This window comes from Pseudomonas sp. BRG-100, from assembly GCF_000737955.1.
In the GTDB taxonomy this organism is placed as follows: Bacteria; Pseudomonadota; Gammaproteobacteria; order Pseudomonadales; family Pseudomonadaceae; genus Aquipseudomonas; species Aquipseudomonas synxantha_A.
In genome coordinates this window covers 1,533,525-1,557,674 of record NZ_JPRX01000001.1, presented here as the reverse complement: position 1 = coordinate 1,557,674, position 24,150 = coordinate 1,533,525, and the positions used below count along the sequence as shown (strand labels likewise).

The 24,150-nt window shown below is 60.8% G+C and carries 25 protein-coding genes; 13 read left to right on the top strand and 12 right to left on the bottom strand.

Annotation, left to right across the window (positions count from 1 at the left end):
- The first annotated feature begins 39 nt into the window (after window positions 1–39).
- Window positions 40–942 carry a LysR family transcriptional regulator gene (locus JH25_RS20485; protein ID WP_032877257.1) on the top strand — a complete coding sequence of 301 codons (903 nt, stop codon included), beginning with the start codon at window positions 40–42 and terminating at the stop codon, window positions 940–942.
- Here the strand turns inward: JH25_RS20485 and JH25_RS20490 are convergent.
- Window positions 934–1,692 carry a substrate-binding domain-containing protein gene (locus tag JH25_RS20490; RefSeq protein ID WP_005786057.1) on the bottom strand — a complete coding sequence of 253 codons (759 nt, stop codon included), beginning with the start codon at window positions 1,690–1,692 and terminating at the stop codon, window positions 934–936. The two genes, JH25_RS20485 and JH25_RS20490, sit on opposite strands and share 9 nt — an antisense overlap.
- A complete protein-coding gene (locus JH25_RS20495; protein WP_032877256.1) occupies window positions 1,689–2,996 on the bottom strand; it encodes an MFS transporter in 1,308 nt (435 codons plus the stop codon). The genes JH25_RS20490 and JH25_RS20495 overlap by 4 nt, the downstream gene beginning before the upstream one ends.
- A gap of 198 nt (window positions 2,997–3,194) precedes the next feature.
- Here JH25_RS20495 and JH25_RS28590 point away from each other — a divergent pair, with 198 nt between their 5' ends.
- Together JH25_RS28590 and JH25_RS20500 are read left to right on the top strand one after the other, a co-directional pair.
- Window positions 3,195–3,341: a hypothetical protein gene (locus JH25_RS28590; protein ID WP_164699504.1), complete on the top strand. Its 147-nt coding sequence runs from the start codon at window positions 3,195–3,197 to the stop codon at window positions 3,339–3,341.
- 187 nt (window positions 3,342–3,528) lie between these two features.
- Complete coding sequence (locus JH25_RS20500; RefSeq protein WP_032877255.1) at window positions 3,529–4,449, top strand: LysR substrate-binding domain-containing protein; 921 nt, start codon at window positions 3,529–3,531, stop codon at window positions 4,447–4,449.
- Between the two features lie 28 nt (window positions 4,450–4,477).
- On the opposite strand, the gene JH25_RS20505 is transcribed toward JH25_RS20500, so the two are convergent.
- The 3 genes from JH25_RS20505 to JH25_RS20515 form a co-directional block, all read right to left on the bottom strand.
- Window positions 4,478–5,419: a LysR family transcriptional regulator gene (locus tag JH25_RS20505; RefSeq protein WP_032877254.1), complete on the bottom strand. Its 942-nt coding sequence runs from the start codon at window positions 5,417–5,419 to the stop codon at window positions 4,478–4,480.
- A gap of 137 nt (window positions 5,420–5,556) precedes the next feature.
- Complete coding sequence (locus JH25_RS20510; protein WP_032877253.1) at window positions 5,557–6,744, bottom strand: cyanate transporter; 1,188 nt, start codon at window positions 6,742–6,744, stop codon at window positions 5,557–5,559.
- A gap of 131 nt (window positions 6,745–6,875) precedes the next feature.
- Window positions 6,876–8,513: a 5-guanidino-2-oxopentanoate decarboxylase gene (locus JH25_RS20515; RefSeq protein ID WP_032877252.1), complete on the bottom strand. Its 1,638-nt coding sequence runs from the start codon at window positions 8,511–8,513 to the stop codon at window positions 6,876–6,878.
- Between the two features lie 111 nt (window positions 8,514–8,624).
- Between JH25_RS20515 and JH25_RS20520 the strand changes: the two genes are divergently transcribed.
- Window positions 8,625–9,494, top strand: coding sequence for a LysR substrate-binding domain-containing protein (locus JH25_RS20520; RefSeq protein WP_032877251.1), 870 nt, complete (start codon window positions 8,625–8,627; stop codon window positions 9,492–9,494).
- A gap of 39 nt (window positions 9,495–9,533) precedes the next feature.
- Here the strand turns inward: JH25_RS20520 and JH25_RS20525 are convergent, their stop codons facing one another.
- A complete protein-coding gene (locus tag JH25_RS20525) occupies window positions 9,534–10,148 on the bottom strand; it encodes an NAD(P)-dependent oxidoreductase (protein WP_032877250.1) in 615 nt (204 codons plus the stop codon).
- A gap of 34 nt (window positions 10,149–10,182) precedes the next feature.
- Window positions 10,183–11,049: an MBL fold metallo-hydrolase gene (locus JH25_RS20530; RefSeq protein ID WP_032877249.1), complete on the bottom strand. Its 867-nt coding sequence runs from the start codon at window positions 11,047–11,049 to the stop codon at window positions 10,183–10,185.
- 105 nt (window positions 11,050–11,154) lie between these two features.
- Here JH25_RS20530 and JH25_RS20535 point away from each other — a divergent pair, with 105 nt between their 5' ends.
- On the top strand, window positions 11,155–12,060 hold the full coding sequence (locus tag JH25_RS20535) for a LysR family transcriptional regulator (RefSeq protein WP_005786071.1): 906 nt from the start codon (window positions 11,155–11,157) through the stop codon (window positions 12,058–12,060).
- Window positions 12,061–12,160: 100 nt separating this feature from the next.
- Window positions 12,161–12,340, top strand: coding sequence for a hypothetical protein (locus JH25_RS20540; RefSeq protein ID WP_003189580.1), 180 nt, complete (start codon window positions 12,161–12,163; stop codon window positions 12,338–12,340).
- Here JH25_RS20540 and JH25_RS20545 read toward each other — a convergent pair.
- Entirely contained in the window at window positions 12,333–13,208 is an 876-nt protein-coding gene (locus JH25_RS20545) for a helix-turn-helix domain-containing protein (RefSeq protein WP_032877248.1), read from the bottom strand. The genes JH25_RS20540 and JH25_RS20545 overlap by 8 nt on opposite strands.
- 180 nt (window positions 13,209–13,388) lie before the next feature.
- Here JH25_RS20545 and pobA point away from each other — a divergent pair, with 180 nt between their 5' ends.
- Window positions 13,389–14,582 carry a 4-hydroxybenzoate 3-monooxygenase gene (gene pobA / locus JH25_RS20550; protein ID WP_032877247.1) on the top strand — a complete coding sequence of 398 codons (1,194 nt, stop codon included), beginning with the start codon at window positions 13,389–13,391 and terminating at the stop codon, window positions 14,580–14,582.
- A gap of 66 nt (window positions 14,583–14,648) precedes the next feature.
- On the top strand, window positions 14,649–16,166 hold the full coding sequence (locus JH25_RS20555) for an MDR family MFS transporter (protein ID WP_032881060.1): 1,518 nt from the start codon (window positions 14,649–14,651) through the stop codon (window positions 16,164–16,166).
- Between the two features lie 87 nt (window positions 16,167–16,253).
- Here JH25_RS20555 and JH25_RS20560 read toward each other — a convergent pair whose 3' ends face one another.
- From JH25_RS20560 to JH25_RS20570, 3 genes are read right to left on the bottom strand one after another with little or no spacing between them, the layout of a single operon-like run.
- Window positions 16,254–17,093: a cache domain-containing protein gene (locus JH25_RS20560; protein WP_032877246.1), complete on the bottom strand. Its 840-nt coding sequence runs from the start codon at window positions 17,091–17,093 to the stop codon at window positions 16,254–16,256.
- Between the two features lie 54 nt (window positions 17,094–17,147).
- Window positions 17,148–17,618 (bottom strand): cyanase, encoded by a 471-nt coding sequence (gene cynS / locus JH25_RS20565; RefSeq protein WP_005786081.1) that lies wholly within the window; start codon window positions 17,616–17,618, stop codon window positions 17,148–17,150.
- Between the two features lie 27 nt (window positions 17,619–17,645).
- Window positions 17,646–18,287, bottom strand: coding sequence for a carbonic anhydrase (locus JH25_RS20570; RefSeq protein ID WP_032877245.1), 642 nt, complete (start codon window positions 18,285–18,287; stop codon window positions 17,646–17,648).
- 112 nt (window positions 18,288–18,399) lie between these two features.
- On the opposite strand from JH25_RS20570, the gene cynR reads away from it, so the two are divergent.
- Window positions 18,400–19,266: a transcriptional regulator CynR gene (gene cynR / locus JH25_RS20575; RefSeq protein ID WP_032877244.1), complete on the top strand. Its 867-nt coding sequence runs from the start codon at window positions 18,400–18,402 to the stop codon at window positions 19,264–19,266.
- Window positions 19,267–19,371: 105 nt separating this feature from the next.
- Here cynR and JH25_RS20580 read toward each other — a convergent pair whose 3' ends face one another.
- Window positions 19,372–20,145 carry a transporter substrate-binding domain-containing protein gene (locus JH25_RS20580; protein ID WP_032877243.1) on the bottom strand — a complete coding sequence of 258 codons (774 nt, stop codon included), beginning with the start codon at window positions 20,143–20,145 and terminating at the stop codon, window positions 19,372–19,374.
- 350 nt (window positions 20,146–20,495) lie between these two features.
- Here JH25_RS20580 and JH25_RS20585 point away from each other — a divergent pair, with 350 nt between their 5' ends.
- The 4 genes from JH25_RS20585 (at window position 20,496) to JH25_RS20600 (ending at window position 24,111) form a co-directional block, all read left to right on the top strand.
- Window positions 20,496–21,866, top strand: coding sequence for a glutamine synthetase family protein (locus JH25_RS20585; RefSeq protein WP_005786085.1), 1,371 nt, complete (start codon window positions 20,496–20,498; stop codon window positions 21,864–21,866).
- A 99-nt stretch (window positions 21,867–21,965) separates the two neighbouring features.
- Entirely contained in the window at window positions 21,966–22,565 is a 600-nt protein-coding gene (locus tag JH25_RS20590; RefSeq protein WP_005786086.1) for a class I SAM-dependent methyltransferase, read from the top strand.
- Window positions 22,566–22,687: 122 nt separating this feature from the next.
- Entirely contained in the window at window positions 22,688–23,821 is a 1,134-nt protein-coding gene (gene rnd / locus JH25_RS20595; protein ID WP_032877242.1) for a ribonuclease D, read from the top strand.
- Window positions 23,818–24,111 (top strand): YcgL domain-containing protein, encoded by a 294-nt coding sequence (locus JH25_RS20600; protein ID WP_014717482.1) that lies wholly within the window; start codon window positions 23,818–23,820, stop codon window positions 24,109–24,111. The genes rnd and JH25_RS20600 overlap by 4 nt, the downstream gene beginning before the upstream one ends.
- Window positions 24,112–24,150 lie beyond the last annotated feature (39 nt).

The following is a 24,150-nucleotide window of genomic DNA, read 5'->3' as shown; positions in this document are numbered from 1 at the left end:
CGATAATGCTCGTCACCCGACCACTTTGGCCTGCCTCCCGTGATCATCAATTTCGACCTCAACGATCTCCAAGCCTTCCGCGCCGTGGTAGACAAGGGCAGTTTCCGTGGCGCCGCCGAGGCCATCCGTATCTCGCAGCCGGCCCTCAGCCGACGCATCGAGAAGCTTGAATCCGCCCTGGATGTAAAGCTGTTCGAACGCACCACACGGCGGGTCAGTCTGACCATGGTCGGTCGTGCCTTCTTGCCCCAGGTGGAGCGAATGCTCGACGATCTCGACATCGCCTTGATGGGCATCAGCAACGTCGCGTCCACACGCATGGGCAACGTCACCATCGCCTGTGTGCCGTCTACCGCGTATTACTTCATGCCCCACGTGATCTCCGAATTCCACAAGCTGTATCCGAAGATTCGCCTGCGGGTGCTCGATGCCAGTGCTGGCGAAGTGAGCAATGCGGTGGCAAGCGGTGAAGCGGATTTTGGCGTGAGCTTCAGCGGTAGCCTGGCCGACGAGGTCGAGTTCGAGCTGTTGTTGCAAGAGCGCTATGTACTCGCCTGTCGGCGTGACCATCCGTTGGCCACGCGTGAGAGCGTGACCTGGACCGAAGCCTATGAACACGACTACATCAGCGTGGACAAAACCTCGGGCAACCGCTTCCTGCTCGACCAGTCGCTGCGTGGCGTGCGGGTGAAAAAGCCGAGTATCTGCGAGACCCACCACGTGACCACCATGATCGGGCTGGTGGAGGCGGGGCTGGGCGTGGCGATGGTGCCGTCGATTGCGATGCCGGCGTGCGAGCACCCGATTCTGGTGAGTGTGCCGCTGGTAGAGCCGCAGGTGATGCGCAATGTGGGCTTGATCAAGCGCCGCGGGCGGACATTGCCGCCCGCGGCGCTGGAGTTGGAGCGATTGGTGCGGGAGATGCCGTTTCGGTCAGCGTGACACCGAGTCCAGGCCGGTGGATTGCACCACCGGTTGAGCTTGCGGCGAGGCCATGAACTGCAGCAGCGCCTTGGCCTCGTCGGGGTGTTCGGCATTGACCGGAATTCCCGCCGCAAAGCGTGTCACCGATTGCACGTCTTCCGGGATTTTGCCGACAAACGTCACACCCTTGACCGGCAACAATTCAGCCACCTGTTGCAAGCCCACTTCGTAGTCACCCTTGGCCACCTGCTCGCCCACCGGCACGCGTTCGATCATGGTGCCTTTGGCCGGCATACCGAGTTTCTTGAACAACTCTTTCTCGACGTACACACCGCTGGCGCTGTCCGAATACGCCACGGATTTGGCTTTGCTCAGCACGGCCTTGAGTTCGGCGTCGGTATTGATCGCAGGTTTTTGCGCGCCTTCCTTCACCACCAGGCCAATGCGCGAATCGGCCAGTTCCACGCGGGACGCGGGGTCGACCTTGCCTTGCTTGATCAGCTCGTCCAGGGCGTAGCCGACCATGATCACCACGTCGGCGTGCTCGCCGCGGGCCAGGCGGTTGGGAATCGCTTCCGGCGCCTTGCCCATGGACGGGCCGAGAATGGTGTCGAGGGTGTCACCGCTTTGCTTGGCGTATTGCGGGCCAAGCAGTTTATAGGCGGCGGTGAAGCCACCAGAGGTCATCACCTTGAGCTCTTCGGCCTGGGCCGTCAGCGCCAGGGCGCCGAGGACGACGGCAGTGAGGGATTTGAACAAAGGCTTCATTGCACCGCCTCCTGCATGACTTGGCCACGGGTATTGGCGTGGCGATACAACGCCAGGGTTGAACACAGCGCACACAGTGCGGCGAACATCATCCAATAGGCGGGAGATGCCTTGTCTTCAGTGATGTGGATGAACCAGGTGGAAATCGCCGGCGTGAAGCCACCGAAGACTGCAGTCGCCAGGCTGTAAGCCAGGGAGAAACCCGCCACGCGCACTTCCACCGGCATGATTTCGGTCAGCGCCGGGATCATTGCGCCGTTGTACAGGCCGTAGAGGAAGGAGAACCACAACAGGGTTTCCAGCATGTGCGCAAAGCTTGGCGCGTTGACCACGTAGGACAGCGCTGGATAAGCAGTGAGAACAGTCAGCACGGTCATGGCGATCAGTACCGGTTTGCGGCCGAAGCGATCACTGAGGATGCCGCCGATCGGCAGCCAGAAAAAGTTCGACACCGCCACCAGCAAGGTCACCAGCAGGGCATCGGAAGTGCTCAGTTGCAGTACGGTCTTGCCGAAGGTCGGTGCGTACACGGTGATCAGGTAGAACGCAGTGGTGGTCATGGCCACCATCAACATGCCGCCGATGACTACGGTCCAGTTCTTCACCAGGGTCGCCATCACTTCACGCATGGTCGGGCGATGCTTGCGGTTGGCGAACTCTTCGGTTTCCTGCAGGTTGCGACGCAGCACAAAGATAAACGGAATGATCACGCAACCTACGGCAAATGGAATACGCCAGCCCCAATCGGCCACCACTGCCGGTTCCATCCACACGTTCAAGCCATAGCCCAGCGCTGCGGCGACCACGATGGAGATCTGCTGGCTGCCCGACTGCCAGCTGGTGTAGAACCCTTTGCGGCCCGGCGTAGCCATTTCAGACAGGTAAACCGAGACACCGCCCAATTCCGCACCGGCCGAGAAACCTTGCAGCAGGCGGCCCAGCAGCACCAGCAGCGGCGCCCATAGGCCAATGGTGTGATAACTGGGCACCAGCACGATCAACAGCGTGCCGCTGGCCATGATCGACAAGGTCACGATCAAACCTTTGCGACGGCCCACGTCATCGATATAGGCACCCAGAATGATTGCACCCAGTGGTCGCATCAGGAAGCCCGCGCCGAACACGGCGAAGGTCATCATTAATGACGCAAACTCATTAGCGGCCGGGAAGAACGCGGCGGCGATATAGGTCGCGTAGAACCCGAACAGAAAGAAGTCGAACTGTTCAAGGAAGTTGCCCGAAGTAACGCGCAGTACAGCGCCTACTTTCGAGCTGGCAGGGGCGGGCCGGGAAGGGCTAGTCATGATTTTGTGTCTCCAGCGTTCTTTTTAAAGTGCTTGTTTCGCTTAAGACTGGGGATAGTGGCTGACACATTTAGAAATGATAAGTGACAAATATGGATGCATTGATGTGTTTTGGTTATCAGTCAAAACGGCCATCCGATTTTTCAGACCTGTTCTATGCTTGAGCTTGTGTCCAATTCTTACGGATGGGAGGTGGCTATGGGCAACGAACACCAGCAGCACAATGAGCCAGAACGTGATCATCATCGGCGGCAGCCAGAGGAAGAAAAACCGCAAACCTGGAAGCACCCGGACGATGGCACGGAGCTTTCCGAACGGGACCAGGAGCGCCCGCTGAAACCCTGACTTCAAGGTAAACACAATCTAGCTGTGGGGGTGGGATAGGCCGTTCCCACAGTTGTTCTGTGAGGCTTACATAGCCCTCAAGCGCTGATTTATAGTCCCCAAACCGCCTGATGAGCAGTGCGCACATAGACGCAGCCCCGTGGCCTTTCTAAACTGCGGCTTGTCTTGGGGAGAGGGGTGGGCGCCGATGAATCGCAATGAACTACGCAAGGCCGACATCAACCTGATGGTGGTCTTCGAAGCGCTGATGCTTGAGCGCAATGTGACGCGGGTGGCGGAGAAGCTGTTTCTCGGCCAGCCCACCATCAGTTCGGCCCTCAACCGCCTGCGCACCTTGTTCAACGACCCGTTGTTCATTCGTGTCGGCCATCGCATGGAGCCCACGGCCCGTGCCGAGGAAATCATCCAGCACCTGTCGCCGGCCCTGGATTCCTTGTCATCGGCCCTGAGCCTGACCCATGACTTTGATCCGTCCATCAGTACCATGACCTTTCGCATCGGCCTGTCCGATGACGTCGAGTTCGGCCTGCTGCCACCGTTGCTGCGTGCCTTGCGCCAGGAGGCGCCGCAGGTGGTGTTCGTGGTGCAGCACGTGGATTACTGGCGTATTCCCGACTTGCTGGCGTCGGGCGATATCACCGTCGGCATCACCCAGACCCGCGGCCTGCCGGCAAATGCCAAGCGCAAGCTGTTGCGGCATATCCGCCCCTGCCTGCTGCGCGCCGATGCCTCGGACACGCCGCTGACCCTCGATGAATATTGCGCACGGCCCCATGTGCTGGTGTCCCACACTGCCAACGTGGCCGGGTTTGCCGATGAGTGGCTGGCGGAGGTGGGCCGCAAGCGCCATGTGGTGCTGTCGGTGCCGCAATACAGTTCGCTGCCGGCGTTGCTCGCCGGCACCGATATGATCGCCAGCCTGCCGGATTACACTGCCCAAGCCATGGCCGCCGGCGGCAATTTGTACTGCGAGCCGTTTCCCTTCCAGACCCCGACCCTGGATTTGTCGATGGTCTGGCTCAGCCACGTCGACACCGACCCGGCGGAGCGCTGGATGCGTTCGCGGCTGGAGGCGTTCATGAGTGACAAGCTCCCGGCTCCAAGCTAAAAGCAACTGTAGAGACGGCTTGGCGCCTTCAACTTGCCGCTTGCAGCTGTTCCTCACACACCCTCACCACTTGCTCACGAAACCAGCTATTGGCGCTGTCTTGCCCATTGGTTTCCTTCCAATGCATATCCAGGGTGAACCCCGGCAAACCGTTGGGTGCTTCGCACACACCGAACCCCGGTGCCGGCGCCAGCAACTTTTGCACGCGACGCGGCAGGGTGACGATGAAGTCGGTGCCGGTAATCATCTTCAACGCTGCGCTGTAGCTATTGGCCCGCGCGATCACCTGGCGCTTGCGCGCCTGACGTGCGAGCCAGCCGTCGATCATGTTGGTGTCGGAGGACCATGGCGTGGGGAATATGTGACGCCGCTCGACGAAAGATTGCAGGCTGAAGGCCGGCTCCCTGGGTGCCGAGCGCTGGTCGAACACGCAAACCAGGTCATCCTCCAGCAGCATCTGGGTCTTGAAGTCTTTATGGGTGCGATGAAAGTGCGGGCCGAAGCAGATCACCAGGTCGAGGCGGCCTTCACGCAGGTCATCGACGGGAATGTCGGTTTCCAGCTTCTGCACATTGACGATCACCGGCAGGTCGGCATGGTCGAAGTGCTTCAACAGCCGTGGCAGGATCAGTTGCTCGAAGTATTCCGGGGCGCACACATTGAAGGTCACCGCCTGTTGAGTCGGGTCAAAGGCCTGGCCACCGGCGTGACACAGGTTGATGCTTTCCAGGATCTTCTGCACATGCCCGTACATGGTGGTGGCCTTGTACGTCGGACGCATACCGGCCCGTGTGTTGATAAACAGCTCATCCTCAAAGCTGGTGCGCAACTTCTTCAGGCTGTAGCTCACCGTGGACTGGCTGACGAACAGCGTTTCGGACACATCAGTAACGCTGCTCTGGTCGTAGACGGCGATAAACACCATCAAATCCTGCATATCGAGCTTTCTGAGCGAGTTACTGTTTAGCATCGGTTTCGTCCGTAAACCCTTTGTACCGAACTCAGTACAAGACTGGGCAAAATGTTAACGGAACGCTCGTACCAATAGAAAGCTCTGTAGGACTATTCAATGTTTCGCGTGGGACAAATACTGTTTGTAATACGACGTCAGCGGATATGTCGTACGTAATGCCGGGGGTTGAAGCGCAGGACCATCAGCAGCATCACCACAGTCACCGCGGTCAGCGACCACCAGGCCCCTTCAAAGCTGCCCAATTGATCGCGGATCACTCCGGCAATCAAGGGCGACACGCCGGCAATCAGGTAACCGATGCCCTGTACAAATGCGGTAAGGCTACCGGCGCGCCGTGGGTTGTCGAGGTGGTCGAGGGACACAATCAGGCTCATGGGAAACAACCCGCCGATACCCAGGCCGAGCAGGCAAGGCCATAGCAGGCTCCAGTGTTGCGGGCTGAGGATCAGGCTGCAGAACCCGAGGATGATCAGCACCAGCAGCACCGCGATCACGCCGCGTTTATCCTGGCGTCGGTTGGCGATGGCCGGAGTGACCAGGCCGGAGATCACCTCCATGGCGGTCAGCAAGCCCAGCAGCAAGCCGGCATTCTGCTCGCTCCAGCCCTGTTCGACGTAGTACGGCGCCAGCCACGCCAATACACAGGTATAGGACGCCGTGCCCAGGCCAAAAAAGATCGCCAGCAACCAGGCGCGGCGATTGCTGAAAAATGATTCCCGAATGCTCGATTCTGCTTGAGGCAAGGGTGGCAGAGCCGAACGCTGGGCATACCAGAACACCAGCGCCAACAGCGCCAGTACCGCCCAGATCGCCAGGCCGATGCGCCAGCTGCCGGTGCGCACTTGCACCAAGGGTGAGAGTGATGCCGCCAGCGCAGCGCCGCCCATGATCGCAGTCACATACAGGCCCATGAACAGCGAAACGTCAGCGCTGAATCGCGACTTGATCAGCGTCGGCATCAATGCCTGAATCAGCGCGATGCCGACCCCTGCGGCAATCGCGCTGACGATCAGCTCCAGCGCCGAATCCAGCAACAGCCGCGATAAGGTCGCCAGCCCAATCACCAGCAGCGACAGCATAATGCTGCGATGTTCGCCCAGGCGCTTGGCCAGGCCCATGCCAACAAACATCGCCAGGCCCATGGCCATGACCGGCAACATGGTCAGTAACGCGGCGCTGCTGAAACTCAACGGCACATCCACGCGAATCGACGATAACAACGGCCCCACAGCCGCCATCGACGGTCGCAGGTTAAGGGCGACCAGCACCACGCTGATCATCAGCCATACGGCGGTGGTGGGTTTTGCGTGAACGTTTTCCATGGGCCTGCCTTGTTCGAACAAGGGCGAATCAGGCCATGCAGGGGCAAGTGGGGCAAATCAGAAAGTCGCTGGGGCTATCTAAAAATTGCGGATAACTGACAGATCGCCCCTCTCACAGGGGAAAACCAGAGTCACATAGAGCGAGTTCCAGGCTTGGTCGACTCCCACCGCCCTTGGTCGATTTCAATCAGCGTCGGCCCCTGGCGATCAGCTGCGGCGCGCAGTGCCGAGCGCAGATGCTCGATGCCTTCGATGCTCTCTGCCGCGCAGCCCAGGGCCTTGGCCACGCCAATAAAGTCCGGGGTGTAAATGTCCACACCCACAGGCTCGATGGCCCGATTGAGCATGTATTTCTTGATCTCCTCATAGCCCTGGTTATTCCACAACAGCACGATCACCGGTGTGCGGGCTTCCACGGCGCTGGCCAGTTCCGGCAGGGTGAATTGCAGGCCACCGTCGCCGATCAGGCACACCACCGGTTGCCTATCGCCGCGCGCCAGCCAGGCGCCGATGGCGGCGGGCAGGGCATAGCCCAGGGTGCCGTAGCCGGTGGATGAATTGAACCAGTGACGTGGTCGGTCGAGGTTCAGGGTCAGGTTGGCGCTGTACACCGGTTGGGTGGAGTCACCCACCAGCACGGCGCCGGGCAGTTCTTCCAATACGGTGTTGAGAAGCCGCGTGTGTGCACGGGTGGCAGCGTCCCAAGTGGGCTCCAGCTCGGCCCACAAACGTGCGACGCGAACTGCGCCCCAATCGGTATTGCGCGGCGCCAGTGACTGGCGGTCCAGTTCGGTGAGCAGCGCCCGGGCGGCGATTTTCGCGTCGGCCACCAGGGCCACCTCGGGTGGGTAGTTGCGTACGGTCTGATCCGGGTCGATATCGATGCGCAGCAACGTACCGGGAATCTTGAAGCCGCCAGCGAAGGTCACGTCGTAATCGGTTTCCGCCAGTTCCGTGCCGATGGCCAGTACCACATCGGCCTCGGCGACCAGTGCGCGGGTGGCCGCCAGGGTCTGGGTCGAGCCGATCAACAGCGAGTGTGCGGCAGGCAGCAGGCCTTTGGCATTGATGGTCAGGGCCACGGGCGCGCCGAGGGTTTCGGCCAGGCGGGTCAACTCGGGCGCCGCATCGATGGCGCCGCCACCGGCCAGAATCAGCGGGCGTTGGGCGGTGGCGAGCAAGCGGCTCATGTGCTCGATCGCCGCCGGTGCCGCTCCGGCGCGGGCCACGCTGACCGGCTGGCTGCCCAGCAGAGCGTCGGCATTCTCCACCAGCACATCCAACGGAATCTCGATATGCACCGGGCGCGGCCGCCCGGCCTGAAACAGTGCAAACGCCCGCGCCAGCACGCCGGGCAACTCGTGGGCCGACATCAAGGTATGGGAAAACGCCGCCACGCCGGCCACCAGTGCGCTCTGATTCGGCAACTCATGCAACTTGCCACGCCCGCCGCCCAACTGGCTGCGCGCCTGCACACTTGAAATCACCAGCATCGGGATCGAATCGGCATAGGCCTGGCCCATGGCCGTGGTGATATTGGTCATGCCCGGGCCGGTAATGATGAAACACACACCAGGCCTGCCGCAGGTGCGCGCGTAGCCGTCGGCCATAAACCCGGCGCCCTGTTCGTGGCGCGGGGTGACGTGACGGATGCCGGAGCGCGCCAAACCACGGTACAGCTCCACGGTATGCACACCGGGGATGCCGAACACTTGATCGACACCGTAGCCTTTCAGGAGGTGGACCAATACTTCGCCGCAGGTTGCCATGCCGGTCGCTCTTGTTATGGATTGAAGGCGCTATTGGACCGGCTGGCCGGTAGCGGCAACAATCGATAAAAAGTCATACTCGCCATGTCCTCACGTCATGGCTGCGCCCTAATGAAACGCCTTCCACCGTTGCCCGCATTGCACACCTTCTGGGTCACGGCCCAATGCTGCAACTTCACCCGCGCCGCCGAGCAACTGCACATCACCCAGGGGGCGGTGAGCCGCCAGATCGCGGGGTTGGAACGGCATTTGGGCTATGGGTTGTTTGTGCGCCAGGCGCGGGGCTTGAGCCTGACCGAGGAAGGTCGCGAGTGGGCGCTGCGGGTGCAGCAGGTGTTCGGCGTGATCGGTGAGGCCGTGGAGCAAATCGGCAGTCGCCGCGAGGTTTTGCAGCTCAAGGCGTCCACCTGTGTGATGCGCTGGCTACTGCCACGCGTGCTGCAATGGCAAAGGGAGCGCCCGGATGTACCGGTGGAACTGACCACCACCGTGGCCTACACCGTGGATTTTCGTCGCGAGCCATTTGATGCGGCGGTGATCTATGCGCCCATCGCCGAGCAGTCCGAGCAGGCTCGGCATTTGTTCGATGAACAACTCACACCGGTCTGTGCGCCGGCCTTGCTGGACAACTTGCACACGCCAGCGGATCTGCAACACCAGGTGCTGCTGCACCCCACGCGGGATCAGCGGGATTGGGCATTGTGGTTAAAAGCGGCGGGTACGCGCCTGAGCAGTCTGAGCCAGGGGCATCATTTCGAAACGCTGGACTTGGCGATGACGGTGGCGGCACAAGGCTCGGGCGTGGCGATCGGTGATCGTGCGCTGATTGGCGAGGACCTGAAGGCGGGGCGCCTGGTGATGCCGTTTGAACTGCGGGTGCCGACGGGCATGGGCTACTTCCTGGTGTATCCGCCGCAGACAGTGCCTTCTGCCGGGTTGTTGGCCCTGATGGATTGGTTGACCAGCCAGGCACAAATGTAGGAGGGGCTTGCCCCCTCCCACATTTTTTACCGCGTGGTGTCAGTAGCCAACGGTGAAGCGCTTACGCGAGTGCTTGGGTGTTTCAACCTCGTCGATCATGGCGATGGCGTAGTCGGCAAAGCTGATCGAGCTGTTACCGTCACTGCTCACCAACAGGTCATCCTGGCCCAGGCGGAATTTGCCGGTGCGCTCGGTCCCGTCGAACAGCGCCGATGGCGAGAGGAACGCCCAATCCAATTCCGTTTCCTGGCGCAGCGTTTCCAGGAAATCAGCCCCGGCACTGGCTTCGGCCTTGTACTCCGCAGGGAAACCCGGGCTATCGATGACGCGACTGCCGTCCGGTAGCAGCAACGAGCCTGCACCACCCACCACCAGCAGGCGTTTGACCCCGGCCTTTTTCACCGGGCCGATCACGGCGCTGGCGGGCAAGGTGGCAAAGTGCGCGGCGCTGATCACCACATCGCTGCCGCTGATAGCGTGTTGCAGGGCATCGGCGTCCAGGGCATCCACCTGCTTGACCGTGACGCCTGGGCGTACGCCCAGCTTGTCGGTGTTGCGAGCGATGGCGGTGACGGTATGCCCGCGGCGCAGGGCTTCTTCCAGCAGTTGGCTACCGGCACGGCCGGTGGCACCAATGATTGCGATTTTGCTCATGACGTTCTCCATCAGGGTTAGGGTTTAAAGCCGATCACCACTTCATTTCGCCCTTGGCGACTTTGGCGCTCAATTCCAGCGAGCTTTCGTCGGCGAGGGTGGGGTAACGCTGTTTCATGGCCGCAATCAGGGCGGCGGAATCCTTGGCCTTGGCGGTTTCGATGTCGAAGGCCTGGATGTAGTCGGCGGTGAATTTCACCGAGGCCAGCGATGGGGTGCCCAGGTAGTGGCCAGGGATCACTGTTTTTGGCTTCAAGCCTTCAATACGCTCAAGGGTGCTCAACCAGTCTTTATGAGATTGCGCGCCCTGAGTGTCAGCCATCCACAGGTGAATGTTTTCGGCGACAACCACGCCACCGACTACAGCCTTGATCGACGGGATCCACACAAAGCTGCGATCCGGCTGCGGACCGTCCAGGCCGACCACTTCAAGCTGTTGCCCTTCAAGGGTCAGGCTGTGGCCTTGCAACACTTGCGGCACAATCGTCTTGGTCGGTTTGTCGGCGCCCATTTTCGGGCCCCAATATTCCAGCTTGCCGGCGACGGTGGCGTTGATATGGTCGACCACCGGTTGCGGCGCCAGCACCTTGGCGTCGGGGAAGGCGGCGGTCAGGGTGTCGAGGCCGAAGTAGTAGTCCGGGTCGCCATGGCTGATGTAGATGGTGGTCAGGTGCTTGCCGCTGGCGCGGATCTTCTGCACCAATTGCTCGGCCTGGCCTTTGCCGAATTGGGCGTCCACCAGGATCGCGTCTTTGGCACCGCTGACCAGCACCGAGCTGACGGGAAAGATCGCCGCTTCGCCGGGGTTGTACACGTCCAGTTTCAGCTCAGCGGCTGCGGCGTGGGCGGCGAACGCCAGGGCGGCAGTGGCCAGGGTCAAGCGTTTGAAGGTCGAGAACATCGGGCAGCTCCTGCCATTGGTAAGGGGTGGGTAGAGCTTAGTTGCATAAAACACCACAAAAAATGCGATGCTTGGACATAGTTTGTTTCTGAAATCGGGCAGATCATGGATCGTCTTCAAGCAATGCGCGTGTTTGTCACCGTGGTGGACCTGGGCAGCCAGTCTGCCGCCGCCGATCATCTGGACCTGTCGCGCCCGGTGGTCTCGCGTTACCTGGCTGAGCTGGAGGATTGGGTCGGCGCGCGCCTGCTGCACCGCACCACGCGCAAGCTCAGCCTCACTGCTGCCGGGAGCGAAACCCTGCCGCGCTGCCGGCAATTGCTGGAGCTGTGCGCTGATATGCAGGCCGCCGTCAGCGAGCCCGATGACGCGCCTCGGGGCTTGTTGCGCCTGAGCGTCAGTACCTCGTTCGGCCAGGCGCAGTTGGGCGCGGCCATTGCCGAGTACGTCAAGCGCTACCCGCTGGTGACGGTGGACTTGCAGATGCTCGACCGCACGGTGAACCTGGTGGACGAGCGCATCGACCTGGCGATCCGCACCAGCAATGACCTGGACCCGAACCTGATCGCCCGGCGCTTGACCGTGTGCCGCTCGGTGGTGTGTGCCACACCGGCCTATCTGCGTGAGCATCCGGCGCCGCAGAAAGTCGAAGACCTGGCCCGGCACAACTGCCTGACCCACTCCTATTTCGGCAAGAGCCTGTGGCATTTCGAAGAGCAGGGCGAACACGTGTCGGTGCCGGTGCACGGCAATATCACCGCCAACGAGGCCAGCACGTTATTGCGTATAACCCTGGCCGGGGCAGGGGTGGCGATGCTCCCCAGTTATCAGGCCGGTGACCTGATCCGCAGTGGTGAACTGGTGCGCTTGCTGCCTGCAGCAGAGCCACGACAGATGAACATCTATGCGGTGTACGCCTCGCGCAAGCACATGCCCTCGGCACTGCGCAGCCTGCTGGATTTTCTGGTGCTGCGGTTTCCGGAGGCGCCTGCGTGGGACGTCGGTCTCTGAGGCGATATAAACGCGCTGAATGGCAGCCAATCATGGCAACTTACGCTGACTGACCTATGCTTTAAACAGCACCGTGTAGATCCGTTCAGAGGTCTGTGCCATGAGTATCAAAACCAGAAAATACCTGACGATTTTCACCCTCTGCGCATTGGCGACTGCGTTGTACGGGACAGCCGCCTATCGCGTTGAGCAAACGCGCATGCAACCGGCGGCGTTCGCCATCAGTTGCCATCAGGACCAATGCGTGCCGCGCACCGGCAGCTTCAGCGCGCTCAGGTAGGCTGCTCGGCCTTCAATTGCTCGCGAAACGCCTTGGGTGAAAACCCGACCCTGCGGCGAAACAGTCGCGAGAAGTTGGTCGGGTCGGAAAAGCCCAGCACCTCGGACATCTCATTGATGGTCATGCTGGTGTAGGTCAACAAGCGCTTGGCTTCCAGCAATTGGCGGTCATGCATGATCTGCAATGCCGGTTGCCCGCCCAACTCCCGACAAGTCCCGTTCAAGTGTGAGACCGAGATGCCCAGCTTGTGGGCCAAATCTTCAATCTTGGGGTGCTCACGGTAATGCTGTTCGACCAGTTGGGTGAAACGCCGAAAATACTCACGACCACGTGGGGCGCGTGGATGACGGCGCTGGATCGCCTTGCGGCTGACCCACACCAGCAGCACGCTGACCAAGGCGTGCAACATCATGTCCCGTGCCGGTTGATCATCGGCGTATTCGTCCTGCAAGCGCACGAACAGGTTGTTCAAGTAGTCGCTGTCCTTGCCCGCAGGATAACTGCCGAGGGTTTGCAGGCCATCGACGGTGTCGCCCAATTGCGCCTGCAAATGGCTGACCAGCGGCGCCGAAAGGGTCACCACATAACCCTGCACATCTTCGGAAAAACGAAAGCCATGCACGCACAGTGGCGGCAACACTTGCAGGCTCGCTTCATTGAGGGTGGTGCGCTGGCCTTCGATTTCCAGTTGTGCCTGGCCTTTGTGCACATACAGCAGTTGGCACAGATCCGCGTGCCGGTGGGGCTGGATTTCCCACTGGTATTCCCGACTGCGCCGGGAAATGGTTTCGCAGTGCAACAAATCGGGCGTCGGCCACTGCTGGCTTTCCCCGTAAAGCTTGAAGACCGGAATCGCGGTTTTGGTCATGGTTTCAATCCGATACTCAGGATAATGGTTCGGTAATCGCCCCGATTGGCGAAAAGCGCAGGCTTTGACGCAGTTTTCACCTTCTTATGCGGTTCGCTCAAGTGAAAAATGTCAGCCACAATTCCACTGACAACTCTTTCACTCGATACGTTCGGGTAAAGCGTGAAGGCCATAAAAATAATGAAAACCCTGAAAACCCAAGTCGCCATTATTGGCGCCGGTCCGTCTGGATTGCTGCTCGGCCAGCTGCTGCACAACGCTGGTATTCAAACCCTTGTTCTAGAGCGCCAGAGCTCCGATTACGTGCAGGGGCGCATCCGTGCCGGAGTGTTGGAGCAGGGCATGGTTGACCTGTTGCGCGAAGCCGGGGTGAGCCAACGCATGGATGTTGAAGGGTTGGTGCACACAGGTTTTGACATTGCCCTTAATGACCAACTTATCCCAATCGATCTCAAGGCATTGACCGGTGGCCAATCGGTGATGATCTACGGCCAGACCGAAGTCACCCGCGACCTGATGGCCGCCCGCGCAGCCGCCGGCGCTACCACGCTGTACGAGGCGTGCGACGTACAGCCCTATGATCTGAAAAGTGATCGACCCTGGCTGACGTTCAATCACCAAGGCCAAGCCTATCGCCTGGAGTGCGATTACATCGCCGGTTGCGATGGCTTCCATGGCGTCGCCCGCCAGTCGATTCCGGCGCAGGCTTTGAAGGTATTCGAGCGGGTCTATCCCTTCGGTTGGCTGGGGGTGCTCGCCGATACGCCGCCGGTACACGCCGAGCTGGTGTATGCCAAACACCCACGGGGTTTTGCCCTGTGCAGCATGCGCTCACCGACGCGCAGCCGTTATTACCTGCAAGTGCCGCAGGACGAGGCTGTGGAGGATTGGTCGGATGAGCGTTTCTGGGATGAACTGAAAACCCGCTTGCCCGGTTCATTGGCGCAGCAGTTGGTGACCGGCCCATCGATTGAAAAAAGTATCGCGCCGCTGCGCAGCTTCGTGGTGGAACCCATGCAGTACGGGCGCCTGTTCCTGCTTGGCGATGCCGCGCATATTGTCCCGCCCACCGGCGCCAAGGGGTTGAACCTGGCGGCCAGTGACGTGAGCACGTTGTTCCGGATCTTGCTCAAGGTGTACCGCGAAGGGCGCCTGGACTTGCTGCAAAAGTACTCGGCTATCTGCCTGCGCCGGGTATGGAAAGCCGAGCGGTTTTCCTGGTGGATGACCTCGATGCTGCATGAGTTTCCCCAGGCGGACGCCTTCAGCCAGCGCATTGCCGAGAGTGAGCTGGACTATTTCATCCACTCGGATGCCGGGCGCAAAACCATTGCAGAAAATTACGTCGGGCTTGCTTACGAGCCTATCGAATAGCCTGCTATCGTATTGAGCATTCCCGCGGGCGATCTTGTCCTGCGGGCCTTGTTCGAAGGTTCTGCCGTGACTCACCTCAATCAGCCCGCCCCAACCGTTCCCGCCGTGCGCAGTATTCTTGCTGCGCTGATGATGGCGATCTTCCTCGGCGCCCTGGACCAGACCATTGTGGCGGTGTCCATGCCGGCCATTTCCGCGCAGTTTCATGACGTCAACCTGCTGGCCTGGGTGATTTCCGGCTATATGGTGGCGATGACCGTGGCGGTGCCGATCTACGGCAAGCTTGGCGATCTGTATGGGCGTCGGCCCATGATGCTGATCGGCATGGGCGTGTTCACCCTGGCGTCGCTGTTTTGTGGCATGGCGCAAAGCATGGAGCAATTGGTGCTGGCGCGGATTCTCCAGGGCATCGGTGCCGGCGGGATGATTTCAGTGAGCCAGGCAATCATTGGCGACATTATTCCTCCCCGCGAACGGGGACGTTATCAGGGGTATTTCAGCAGCATGTACGCGGTGGCCAGCGTGGCGGGGCCGGTGCTGGGCGGTTATATGACCGAGTACCTGTCGTGGCGCTGGGTGTTTTTGATCAACCTGCCGCTGGGTGCCGGCGCCTGGTACGTGGCCCATCGCACTCTGGTGGGGCTGCCGGTGCCGCAGCGCAAGCCGATCATCGATTACCTCGGCACGGTGCTGATGATCGTCGGCCTCACCGCCTTGTTGCTGGGTATCACCGAAATCGGCCAGGGCCATTCGTGGCGTGACGATCAAGTGCTGGGGTTGCTGGCCTGCGCACTGTTGGCGTTGAGCGTGTTTGTGTGGCACGAACGCCGCGCGCGCGAACCGCTGCTGCCCATGCACTTGTTTGCCAACCGCAGTGCGGTGTTGTGTTGGTGCACGATTTTTGTCACCAGCTTCCAGGCGATTTCCCTGACCGTGCTGATGCCCCTGCGTTACCAGACCGTGACCGGCGCCGGTGCCGACAGTGCGGCCCTGCACTTGCTGCCCTTGGCGATGGGCTTGCCGATGGGCGCGTATTTTGCCGGGCGCATGACGTCGGTGACTGGCCGCTATAAACCGATGATCCTGAGCGGCGCGGTGTTGAGCCCGCTGGCGATTCTCGGCATGGCCTACAGCGCGCCCCAGGCGGTGGTGCTCACCAGCGTATTCATGCTGTTGTGCGGCATTGCCGCCGGTATGCAGTTCCCGACCTCGTTGGTGGGTACGCAGAACTCGGTAGAGCAACGGGATATCGGTGTGGCCACCAGCACCACCAACCTGTTCCGCTCCCTGGGCGGGGCAGTGGGGGTGGCTTGCATGTCGGCGTTGCTGCTGGCGCTGTTGCACGACTCCAGTTTCGCCCATTTGACGAGCGCCGCACTGGTGGCCGAAGGCAGTTCTGGCAACGTGCTGCTTGACGGCCTCAACGCCGCACCCGGCCCGGCGCAGGATGCGTTACGCGGGGAGTTGGCGGTGACGTTCCGGCATTTGCTGATGGTGAGTGCGGCAGTGTCGTTGCTGGGGTTGGCGGCTGCGATCGTGATGCCGAACCGGGTGCTGCGTGGTCGGGAAGACAAAGCCCGCTAGGTCCAATTGAATGTAGGAAACCAAATGTGGGAGGGGCGGCGCGACGATTCGACTTGCTCCCACAGTTTGATTGCATTTCAAGTCAGGTCAGGGGCTGTAATATCCCACCGCAACCATGAAATGCCCGCTTTTGCGCACATAAGCGTGCTTGTTCTCGACCTTACCCGTCACCGGGTTTTTCCAGCGGTATTTGTATTCGCCCTGGTCCTGCTCGGCCATCATCTTGAGGATCGGCACACCCACCGGTTTGCCATCCGGGTCCTTGATCTTGGCAAAGTCGGTGTTGATCAGGCGCAGGTTGGTGCCGTGGGCGACGTAGCGTCGCGTGTTCAGGTCTACCACGAACACGTACAGATCATCTTGCAAGAAGCCGCCCTGCAAGGAGTTGATCGCCTTGAGCGTGCCGGTTTCATCCTTGACCAGCGCTTCCACCGCCTTGTTGCGCAGCGCCCGTGCCTGTTCTGGCGTGGCGCGCGGCAAGTAATAACCGACCGCCAGGATGCGTTCGCCCACCCGCTGATAAAACACATGCTTATGTTCGACCTTGCCGTCGTTCCAGTTCTGCCAGCGATAGTCAGCCTGCTGGATACCCTGGCCTTCCGGCTCGCTCAAGGCTTGTTTGAACGAGGCTTGCAGGTCGGGCCCGAGTACCTCGGACACGTCGCGACCGATCAGTGCGGAGGAGGGCCCGCCACTGGCCAACAGTACGCCTTGGGTATTGACCACAAACACGTAACGGTCCTGGTCGATGAATTCGCCCTGACGGCTGAAGGCGGCGAACGCCTTGTCACCTTGCTTGTGGTAGTACGCCAAGGCCTTTTCCAGCAGGGCCTTGGCGGCTTGGGCATCCGCTTCCTGTGCCGTGGCGGCATGCACCTGGCTGCAACACAACAGCAGCAGCCAAGTGAATCGGAGCAGTCTCTTCATTTACCGTCCCTCGTTCTTGTTGGTGTGCCAAGAGCGTAGACGGTTGGCGGCAAATCAGAAGGGTTTAGTGGGCAGGTATTTGCCGTCCAGGGTGATGACCGCACGGGAGCCGCCGTCCGGGTCTTCGACTTTCTTGATGTCCAGCTTGAAGTTGATGGCGCTGATGATGCCGTCGCCGAATTGCTCATGCACCAGGGCCTTCAAGGTAGAGCCGTAGACCTGCAGCATTTCGTAGAAGCGGTACATGGTTGGATCGGTCGGCACACCGCTGGGGAAACTGCCGCGCAGTGGGACGCTTTGCAGCAGGCGGCTGGCGTCCTGGTCGAGGCCGAGTTTGTCGCACACGATGTCGGCCGCCTCCTTGGGCAGTGGGTGCTGGCCGAGCAGGGCGGCGGTGACGAACGCCAGGCTCAGGCCGGTTCCATCGGTGAGGTCCTGCCATGATAGATTTTTGCGTGCCTTGAGGTCGATAACGGTATCGGCCAGGGCCAGGCGCGGGGTTTGGGCGAATTGGGATTGCAACATGGTGATTTCCTCTCGGGTGGTTAAGGTTCAGGCAGCGTGGGCGCGGGTGGCTGGATGGTCGAGCAGGGAGACGAAACGCCCGGTGCGACCGTCCAGCGCGTCGATGCCACCGGTTTCGATGTCATACACCCAGCCATGCAGGTTCATCCGGCCTTGTTCCAGGGCCAGCGCAACGCTGGGGTGAGTCTTGAGATTAGCCAGTTGGGCGACCACGTTTTCGCGCACCAATGAATCCAGGCGCGCAGCGTCCGAGACATGCGTACGGGATGCATTGATCACCTTGGCTGACTCGGCATGACGCAACCAGTTGGCCACGGCCGGCAGATGGTCCAGGCACTTGCAGGTGGAAATGGCAGTCATGGCGCCGCAGTCCGAATGCCCGCAAATCACAATGTCGCTGACCCCGAGTACCGCCACCGCATATTCAACCGTGGCCGACACACCACCCGGCTCGGGGCCGTAGGACGGCACGATATTGCCGGCATTGCGGATCACGAACAGATCGCCGGGTTCCTGCTGGGTCAGAAGCTCCGGTACGACACGGCTGTCGGAGCAGGACACGAACAAGGTGCCGGGGTTCTGTGTGGTCGCCAGGTGCTTGAACAAGTCGCTGCGTTGGGAAAAGGCTTCACGTTGGAATTTGCGGAAGCCATCGATGAGATGCTGCATGGTGGTTCTCCTTGCGTCGCTGATGGGGCAAGGATGGAAGTTTTCGGCTATAGCGTCCAAGACCGGTTTATGATGCTATCCATAAGTCATGCCTATAGCTGGAGCGCTGTCGATGCTGCTGCGTCATATCCGTTACTTGCTCGCCGTTGCCGAGCATCGCAACTTCACTCGCGCCGCCGAAGCGCTGCATGTATCGCAGCCGACCCTCTCACAACAGATCAAACAGCTGGAAGAAAGCCTCGGCGCGCCGCTGCTCGACCGCTCCGGGCGCAGTATCAGCCTGACCGATGCGGGGCAAGCCTATGTGCGCTTTGCCCGGCTGGCCTTGCAGGACCTGCAGGCCGGCAGCCGCGCCATACACGATGTGCAGGACCTCAGCCGCGGGCAGTTGCGACTGGCCATGACGCCGACCTTCACCGCCTACCTGATCGGCCCGTTGCTGGCGCGATTCAATACGCTGTACCCGGGCATCACCCTCAGCGTCGAGGAGTTGACCCAGGACCGTATCGAAGCTGCACTGGGCGAAGACCTGCTGGATATCGGTATCGGATTTACCGGCGAACATGGGCCGGACATTGAGTGCGAGGGGCTGTTTGTCGAACAACTGAGCGTAGTGGTCAGTGCCAGCCATCCCCAATTGAGCCGACTCGTTTGGCTTGAACAACCCCTGGTGCTGCTGAACACGAGCTTCGCTACCCGCCGCCATATCGATGATTACTGCCGCGGGCAAGGTGTGAAACCATTTATCGCCATGGAAGCCAACTCCATCAGCGCAATCATCGAAATCGTCCGCAACACGTCACTGGCAACCGTCCTGCCCCAAGCACTGGCCGAGGCGCAGACGGGGCTGCACGCCGTGACCATCGACCCACCGCTGCCGCAGCGTACTGCCGCACTATTGAGCCGCAAGGGCGCCTACCGCAGCGCCGCGTGCAGGGCGTTCGTCGAGCTGATGTGGGAGGGGGCTTGCTCCCGATAGCGGAGTGTCAGTTAACAATTTTTTGGCTGATCCACCTATATCGGGAGCAAGCCCCCTCCCACATTTGGATCTCGGTGCGCCAGACAGGCCGTCATGGCAGCAAATTCAAGGCGCAGCCAACCACTGGCTGACAATCCCCGCATACCCCCCGGTCGCCACGCTCAAGTGCAACCACTGATCCACATAACTCTTCCAGGCCACATCATCGCGAGGCAGCAGGAAGGCTTTTTCACTGTATTGCATCGGCCGCTCAGGATTGACCGCACACAACCCAGGCTTGAGCTTTTGCTGATACCGCGCCTCGCTGGCATCGGTAATCATCACATCGGCCTTGCCCGCCAGCAGCTCATCAAAAATCGTTACATTGTCATGCAGGCGAATCTGCGTCTGGCCCAGGTGGGCACGGGCAAACACTTCATTGGTGCCACCTGCCGGCTCGATCACCCGCACCTGTGGCTGGTTGATCTGCTCAACCGTTTGGTAGCGCTGCACGTCGGCGCAGCGCACCAGTGGGATCTTGCCGTCAACCCCCAGCGATTGGCTGAAGAACGCCTTTTTCTGCCGCTCCAACGACACCGAAATCCCGCCCACGGCGATGTCGCACCGTTGGGCGAGGAAGTCCGGCATCAGAGTTTTCCACGTGGTGGGCACCCATTTGATCGTGGCGTTGAGGCTCTTGGCCAGGGACTCGGCCATGGCGATGTCGATACCTTCATAACGGCCATCGGCGCGCAATGAGGTGTAGGGCTTGTAGTCGCCCGTTGTGCAAACGGTCAGGGTGCCGCGCTGGACCACCTCGTCAAGACGTGACGGAACAGTGTCGGCCTGGGCGATGTTGGCGAGGCTTGCCAGCACACAGAGGGCCAGAGGAGCTTTCATGGGGGCGAGTCCTTGGGGCACGGTCGGGGCGCCCATTATTTCCAGCGCCGGGCAGGGTGGCAAGGCGTGGGGAATGTTTAGCCAAACTGTACCCAAACTCCATCAAGCCTGAATTTAACCGCCTATCCAGGCGTGTGACGCTCGGGGTTCTCTATTTCTGTGATCCGCGCATGGACGGTTGCCCCGACACTCACGCCGCGACACTGCCTTCTGCACTTGCGTTCTGGGCCTTGTTCCATTGTCGACACGCGCGCCCGCCAGACACCTCTTTTCTACGTTGATCCACCCCCACGGATGACGTGCACCTGTGCCCATCTGCATCTGCCCGACCCAAACGTATGAGAATTGCCATGAGTGTCTTTGCCCGCCTGCACGAAGCCCGAACCTTCCTTGAGCAGAACCCCGACATTGAGATGTTCGAGCTGTTTATCCTCGACAACAACGGCGTACCCCGCGGCAAGCTGCTGCACCGCGACGAACTGCTGGCGGTGTACGAAACCGGTCGGCCACTGCCCAGCACCATTCTCGGCCTGACCATCAATGGCGATGACGTAGAAAACTCAGGGCTGGTGTGGGAAGTCGGCGATATCGACTGCCGCGCCTACCCGATCAGTGGCAGTTTGCAGCGTATGCCCTGGCGTTTGATCCCCACCGCGGCGGTGCAAGTCAGCATGCACCCCACACAAGGCTTGCCCGCTACCGTGGCCGACCCTCGGCATTTGCTCGCCAAGGTCATCGATGCACTCAAAGCCGATGGCTATTACCCAGTGATGGCGGCAGAGCTGGAGTTCTACCTGCTCGACCAGAAGCCCGACGGCAACGGTCGTCCGCAACCGGCGCGGGATATGGACGGCAATCGCCCGCGTTCGACCCAGGTCTACGGCCTGCGCGAACTGGAGCAGATCGAGCCGTTTCTCGCCGACCTTTATAGCGCCTGCAAGCTGCAAGGTATCCCGGCGCGAACGGCCATCTCCGAGTACGCCCCGGGCCAGGTGGAAATTACCCTTGAACATCGCACTGATGCTTTACAGGCGATGGACGAAGCGGTGCGCTACAAACGCCTGGTCAAGGGCGTGGCCCACAAGCATGGAATGGCCGCATGTTTTATGGCCAAGCCGTTCGACGACCTGGCCGGCACCGGTATGCATATGCACGTCAGCCTGGCCGATGCCCAGGGCAATAACCTGTTCGCCAGCGAGGCGGCTGATGGCACGCCACTGCTGCGCCAGGCGGTGGGCGGGATGCTGAGTACGTTGCTCGATTCGCTGCTGATGTTCTGCCCCAACGCCAACTCCTATCGGCGTTTCCAAACCAACAGCTATGCACCCCTGGCTGCCACCTGGGGCGTGGACAACCGCACCGTCAGCCTGCGCGTGCCCGGTGGCCCGGCCAGTTCCCGGCATATCGAGCACCGCATCTGCGGCGCCGATGCCAACCCTTATCTGGCGGCCGCCGCGATCCTGGCCGGCATCCATCGCGGCATTCGCGAGCAACGCGACCCTGGCGCCCCGGTGGAAGGAAACGGTTATGCCCAGGCCAAGGAGCTGTTGCCCACTGACTGGCTGACCACCCTGCGTGCGCTTGAGGCTTCACGATGGGCAAAGGATGCGTTTGGCAGTGAATTCCTTGGTGTTTACCTGGCAGTCAAACGTGCCGAATATCGCCAGTTCATGGGCGAGGTCGGCGAGCAGGATTGGCGTTGGTACCTGCATCAGGCGTGACGGAGTTTACGGTGGCGGCTTTCGACCTTTTTTTCACGTTGCAGTGGTTAAGCTGGGAATCAAGGTCGTTCACTACCGTTTTACCCACATGAGCCCGTGATGTCGCCACAACCTCCATCCCCCATCGAGACTGAATTCACCGAGCGCTGTGACCGTGAGCATGCCAGGGTGTGCGGTGATCCGCGTCCGCCAAGGCTGTTGCAGCGCTTGGCCGCGTGGCGGGATGCGCGGCTGGTACGCCATGCGCTGAAGGTCGCGGGTGAGCCAGGGCTTATCCTTGACCTGGCCTGTGGTTCGGGGCGCTTCTGGCCGGTGCTGGCCGAGCACGTCAACCGGGTGATCCTCGCCTCTGACAACTCCCAGGCCATGCTCGACCACGCGCGCACCCATCACCCGGGCACGTTGCTAAAACGTGTCAAAACCTTCCAGGGCTCGGCGTTTTCGATTGGCCTTTCGGCGAACGCGGTGGACTGTATTTTCTGCCTGGAGTTGTTTCGCCATGTGCCCAGCAGCGATGTGCGATTAATGTTGTTGCGCGAGTTTCACCGCGTCAGCCGCGACACGGTGATTGTTTCCGTAAGCGCGGGTACACCGGTAGAGGATGAGTTTCGTCAGGCGGGCTTCAAGGTTCTGAATTACCAGGAGTTCCTGCCGGGCTCCAAACTGTGGTGTGTGTACGTCCTGCGTAAGAGAGGATAACTCCCATATGTCGGACTATTCTTCATCTCCTGTCGGAGTTTTCATGATGGTGTGTGCACTACGGATGCTCGCAAGCCCCTTTCGCGATATATACTGCGCGCCATTCTTCAAGGGAGAGCCGTGTGGCCATCGATATTCACTGGATCTGCGACAACGATAGCCTCGGCCAGCATTGCGCCCAATGGCAGCAGTTGCCATTCGTCGCCCTCGACACCGAATTCATGCGGGTCGACACCTTTTACCCTATTGCCGGGCTGATCCAGATCGGTGATGGCGTACGCGCTTACCTGATCGACCCCCTGACCATCGACAACTGGCAACCCTTGGCCGCTTTGCTGGAGAACCCGGCGGTGATCAAGGTGGTGCACGCCTGCAGCGAAGACCTGGAAGTGCTGTTGCGCCTGACCGGCAGCCTGCCGGCACCGTTGTTCGACACCCAGTTGGCCGCGGCTTACCTCAACCTCGGCTTTTCCATGGGCTATTCGCGCCTGGTGCAAGCCGTGCTGGATATCGAGCTGCCCAAGGGCGAAACCCGTTCGGACTGGCTGCAGCGGCCATTGTCCGAGACGCAGGTCAGCTACGCCGCTGAAGACGCGGTGCACCTGGCCGAGGTCTATATTCGCCTGCGCCCGCAGCTATCGGATGACAAGTACGCCTGGGTCCTGGAAGACGGTGCCGAACTGGTGGCCAACCTGCGCCGCGAAATCGACCCTTTCGAGGTGTACCGCGATGCCAAGCTGGCGTGGAAACTGTCCCGTGCCCAACTTGCCGTGCTGCGTGAATTGTGCGCCTGGCGCGAGCAGCAGGCCCGCGCCCGTGACCTGCCGCGCAACCGCATCATCCGCGAGCATTCGCTCTGGCCGTTGGCCAAATCCCAGCCGGATAACCTGGCCGCGCTGGGCAAGATCGAAGACATGCACCCGCGTACCGTGCGTCAGGACGGCCAGTTCCTGCTGGACCTGATCAAACGTGCCGGTAGCGTGCCGATGGACCAATGGCCTCCCGCCGTGGCCGAACCGTTGCCGGTGGACGCCGCCGCGCTGATCAAGCAACTGCGCGCCCTGGGCCAGACGTTCGCCGAGCGCCTGGAGATGGCGCCGGAACTGATGCTGCGCAAGAAAACCCTCGAAGCCCTGGTCAAAAGTGGCTACCCCGATGGACCTTACCAATTGCCAGACTCGCTGCGTGGCTGGCGCCGCGAGTTGATGGGCCAGGCGCTGCTCGACAGCCTGGCCAATGCCGGAGAACAGCCTTGAAACGTATTTGTTCCATCTACCGCAGCAAGAAAAAAGACGGCATGTACCTCTACGTGCTCAAAAGCGATGCCCTCGAGCGCGTGCCCGAGCCGTTGATGGAGGCCTTCGGCAAGGCGCATCACGCGTTTGACATGGTGCTGACGCCGGAGCGCAAGCTGTCGCGCGAAGACATCACCGTGGTGCTGGAAAACCTCGACAAACAGGGCTACCACCTGCAAATGCCGCCGGCCGAAGACGAGTACATCGAGCACTTGCCCGAAGAGTTGCTGCGCCGCAACGACCCGATGTGATCGATCAGTGCCCGTGTCAGGGCACAGGCTTTAAATGGA

Excerpts from the sequence above, each read along its gene's own strand:
- JH25_RS20490 (WP_005786057.1), bottom strand. The coding sequence starts at position 1,692 with ATGAAGCCTTTGTTCAAATCCCTCACTGCCGTCGTCCTCGGCGCCCTG.
- JH25_RS20495 (WP_032877256.1), bottom strand. The coding sequence starts at position 2,996 with ATGACTAGCCCTTCCCGGCCCGCCCCTGCCAGCTCGAAAGTAGGCGCT.
- JH25_RS28590 (WP_164699504.1), top strand. The coding sequence starts at position 3,195 with ATGGGCAACGAACACCAGCAGCACAATGAGCCAGAACGTGATCATCAT.
- JH25_RS20500 (WP_032877255.1), top strand. The coding sequence starts at position 3,529 with ATGAATCGCAATGAACTACGCAAGGCCGACATCAACCTGATGGTGGTC.
- JH25_RS20505 (WP_032877254.1), bottom strand. The coding sequence starts at position 5,419 with ATGCTAAACAGTAACTCGCTCAGAAAGCTCGATATGCAGGATTTGATG.
- JH25_RS20510 (WP_032877253.1), bottom strand. The coding sequence starts at position 6,744 with ATGGAAAACGTTCACGCAAAACCCACCACCGCCGTATGGCTGATGATC.
- JH25_RS20515 (WP_032877252.1), bottom strand. The coding sequence starts at position 8,513 with ATGGCAACCTGCGGCGAAGTATTGGTCCACCTCCTGAAAGGCTACGGT.
- JH25_RS20520 (WP_032877251.1), top strand. The coding sequence starts at position 8,625 with ATGAAACGCCTTCCACCGTTGCCCGCATTGCACACCTTCTGGGTCACG.
- JH25_RS20525 (WP_032877250.1), bottom strand. The coding sequence starts at position 10,148 with ATGAGCAAAATCGCAATCATTGGTGCCACCGGCCGTGCCGGTAGCCAA.
- JH25_RS20530 (WP_032877249.1), bottom strand. The coding sequence starts at position 11,049 with ATGTTCTCGACCTTCAAACGCTTGACCCTGGCCACTGCCGCCCTGGCG.
- JH25_RS20535 (WP_005786071.1), top strand. The coding sequence starts at position 11,155 with ATGGATCGTCTTCAAGCAATGCGCGTGTTTGTCACCGTGGTGGACCTG.
- JH25_RS20540 (WP_003189580.1), top strand. The coding sequence starts at position 12,161 with ATGAGTATCAAAACCAGAAAATACCTGACGATTTTCACCCTCTGCGCA.
- JH25_RS20545 (WP_032877248.1), bottom strand. The coding sequence starts at position 13,208 with ATGACCAAAACCGCGATTCCGGTCTTCAAGCTTTACGGGGAAAGCCAG.
- pobA (WP_032877247.1), top strand. The coding sequence starts at position 13,389 with ATGAAAACCCTGAAAACCCAAGTCGCCATTATTGGCGCCGGTCCGTCT.
- JH25_RS20560 (WP_032877246.1), bottom strand. The coding sequence starts at position 17,093 with ATGAAGAGACTGCTCCGATTCACTTGGCTGCTGCTGTTGTGTTGCAGC.
- cynS (WP_005786081.1), bottom strand. The coding sequence starts at position 17,618 with ATGTTGCAATCCCAATTCGCCCAAACCCCGCGCCTGGCCCTGGCCGAT.
- JH25_RS20570 (WP_032877245.1), bottom strand. The coding sequence starts at position 18,287 with ATGCAGCATCTCATCGATGGCTTCCGCAAATTCCAACGTGAAGCCTTT.
- cynR (WP_032877244.1), top strand. The coding sequence starts at position 18,400 with ATGCTGCTGCGTCATATCCGTTACTTGCTCGCCGTTGCCGAGCATCGC.
- JH25_RS20580 (WP_032877243.1), bottom strand. The coding sequence starts at position 20,145 with ATGAAAGCTCCTCTGGCCCTCTGTGTGCTGGCAAGCCTCGCCAACATC.
- JH25_RS20585 (WP_005786085.1), top strand. The coding sequence starts at position 20,496 with ATGAGTGTCTTTGCCCGCCTGCACGAAGCCCGAACCTTCCTTGAGCAG.
- JH25_RS20590 (WP_005786086.1), top strand. The coding sequence starts at position 21,966 with ATGTCGCCACAACCTCCATCCCCCATCGAGACTGAATTCACCGAGCGC.